3 protein-coding genes are annotated in these 2,500 nt (G+C 55.2%); 2 read left to right on the forward strand and 1 reads right to left on the reverse strand.

Annotation, left to right across the window (positions count from 1 at the left end; translation table 11 throughout):
• A partial coding sequence (locus E8M78_RS23670) for a hypothetical protein (protein WP_205910284.1) occupies positions 1-358 on the forward strand: 358 nt, incomplete at its 5' end.
• 122 nt (positions 359-480) lie between these two features.
• Entirely contained in the window at positions 481-954 is a 474-nt protein-coding gene (locus E8M78_RS21515; protein ID WP_137136994.1) for a hypothetical protein, read from the forward strand.
• 56 nt (positions 955-1,010) lie between these two features.
• Here the strand turns inward: E8M78_RS21515 and E8M78_RS21520 are convergent, their stop codons facing one another.
• Positions 1,011-2,099 (reverse strand): helix-turn-helix domain-containing protein, encoded by a 1,089-nt coding sequence (locus tag E8M78_RS21520; RefSeq protein ID WP_137136995.1) that lies wholly within the window; start codon positions 2,097-2,099, stop codon positions 1,011-1,013.
• Between the last annotated feature and the right edge of the window lie 401 nt (positions 2,100-2,500).

Below are 2,500 nucleotides of genomic sequence, written 5' to 3' on the forward strand. Positions count from 1 at the left end.
TACGAAGATCGAGCTGGAACTGGTGAACAACCGGCTGCGGTTTCGGGACGATGCGGACGCGGGCGGATCTCAGTTCGGGATCGGGAAGGCAGCACGGATCTGGACACAGATCTGGCTGCTGATCAGGGCCTGCGGAGCAACGCCGAGCCAAGCCTTCAGCTTCCCATCTTCCCACCCGCTCCATCTGAGTTTGAGCGCTGGGCCCCGATCCTCGCAAGGCACCCTGAGCTTCAACCCGAACTTTTCGGATTGGGTCATGGGGTGGCCGATTGGGTGGACCGATCCAATGCAGCCGGTAACGGGGTGGTCAGTCTGGCTGCGGCGTATGCGTGGCGAACTCTCAAGGCTGCCCATTTGAGCCTTTGAATAGGATTTGAGGCGGCTTCAAAACCGCCTCAACAACTATGAAATTGCGCTTCGATTTGGTGGAAAGCGGAGACTGGTATAGCGTGGGAAGAAACAGATTCAGGGGGATTTGAGATGTTGAAGATTCTGGCGACAGCAATCGCACTGACTATGTGCTGGGATTCCGCTCAGGCACAGGAAATCAAGATCAACATAAAGGTGGCCGGTTATACGGAGGCCGACGTTCAAGTCGCTTTGGACCACTTTCGGCGCAATTGTCGGCCGCTTGGAGCTGAATTCTGGGGTGATGTGAAAGAGGTGCGCGTTGATGTTTTCGAGGAGTTCGCGCGCCATCGGATTGCGCGTGGCTGGAAAAACACGATGTCTCTGATGATTGCCTATTCCGAGAATCCGAAGTTCGGCCCTAGCTTTGCTTCAGGTGCCGGCAGACTAGCGGGCCACACCCTTCATTTCGATCTGGGCGGAGGTGAAACTCCCGGCTTTTTCGCGTCCAAGCGGTCTTCTCAATATCTCTGCGGATTATCATACAGCGATAAGGGCGAGGATATCTTCGTGGCGGTACCCGGCATGAAGTTTTTAGATCGATGACGTTTCAGTTTCTGCTGCCAATCGATTTTGCGCGGCCTGCCAGCCGATTTTGCGCGCTACAGCTGGCGCGCGTCATCAGACACACCGGCGATGCGGCAAAGCTTGGGGGCAATCCGGTCCAGGTCCGCCCAGCTGCGCGGCGGGTTGTAGCCATATTCGGCAAGACTTGGCGTAGCCCGCCACACATCTTCCAGCGCCACAAGTGACAGCTGCGGGTGCTTTTGCCTATTGCTTTGGCGCGAACGGCTCCCCAGGCTTGTCTCAAAATCTCCCTTGCTGGCGGAGCCAGCCCTTATCGAACTGATTTGTTCGGCGTTAGCCGAACGCCGTTCATAATTACGAGCTTCAAAAGGCTTCGGGGTTGTAATCTGTATGTGCATGTCGTTTCCGACATCCGTGCATGTCATATTTGCATCTAGATCAGAAGCTTGAGGGGGCCGTTTCAGGTCGCGCAATCGGTCGGCAAGCCACTCCAAAAGCATTGTTGCCTTCCGGAGGACTTGGGCCGTTTCGTACCTGGCTGATCCGATGAAGGCTGCGATCTTCTCCACACGCGCCCCGATCCGCCCGAGAATGACTTCGCCTCGTTCGGTTGAGGACACGAGAGCATACCTCGCTGCACGCAGAGCGTCCCGGAAGCGACGCGCTGCGTTGTCGCGAACTCGAATCTCTTCACGTTTCTGGCGCACCAGCTGATCAAGTTCTTGGTGCCGAGCGATCAGGACACGCAGATCAATGCCGCAGGCGTCGGCAATATCTCCTTCGCCGTCACGGATCGGGTAACGCCTGAAATTCGCGCTGTCCTGCATGGTGACGAGGCCGAGGTCGTACAAGCGCGAGAGAATACGGCTTATGCGTCCCGGTGACTTGTTGATGTCATAGCCAAGCTGCCGGTTCGACTTGTAGACGATCGGGCGCCCTCCTTTATCGAAGGCGTCAGCCTTGGCGGTCGTTATGATGGCTTCCAGCAATGCGTATTCTGCAGTTGTGATCATCCCGACTGTCATCAGGTTCTTGGCAAGTACTGCAAGCTGCCCACGCGTAACCGTTCCGACTTCGGTTGACTGCGCCAGTCGCCGGAAGTCGGCTCGCTCCTTCGTCATTCTGCGACCTGTCGGCCGCTTGTGTTGTGTGGGTTCCCCCATCGTCCGTCTCCTGTCAGAGGCCAGACAAAGCTCCGCCGTTCACCGAAAAGGTGTTTTGATTATTGACATCGGAGGGGAGGTCTGCGAGAAGAAACTTGCTTAGGGTTTTGTTCTGCAGACCGCTTCCGGATCTTTTCGGGAGCGGTTTTCCTTTTCTAGACCAAGCGTTAACTCCATGAAGTATTTGGCATGAACAAGTTGGATCAGAACGTGACTCCAACTTGGATGCTTCATAGCCCGAAGTCGCAACTTGGCGCAACCAGCGCGAAGAAATTACGCTATTTATACGTGTATCCGTAAGTATAAATCCGCTTTTGCATAGTGTTGCGGTGCCCTTTTGCTCGAGTGTTATCATATATTGATATCAAATTTGGCGCACGTCGTGCATAGGAGCAAAAGTA

It is taken from the genome of Rhizobium sp. FKY42 (assembly GCF_005222835.1).
Classification (GTDB): domain Bacteria; phylum Pseudomonadota; class Alphaproteobacteria; order Rhizobiales; family Rhizobiaceae; genus Neorhizobium.

Excerpts from the sequence above, each read along its gene's own strand:
- E8M78_RS21515 (WP_137136994.1), top strand. The coding sequence starts at position 481 with ATGTTGAAGATTCTGGCGACAGCAATCGCACTGACTATGTGCTGGGAT.
- E8M78_RS21520 (WP_137136995.1), bottom strand. The coding sequence starts at position 2,099 with ATGGGGGAACCCACACAACACAAGCGGCCGACAGGTCGCAGAATGACG.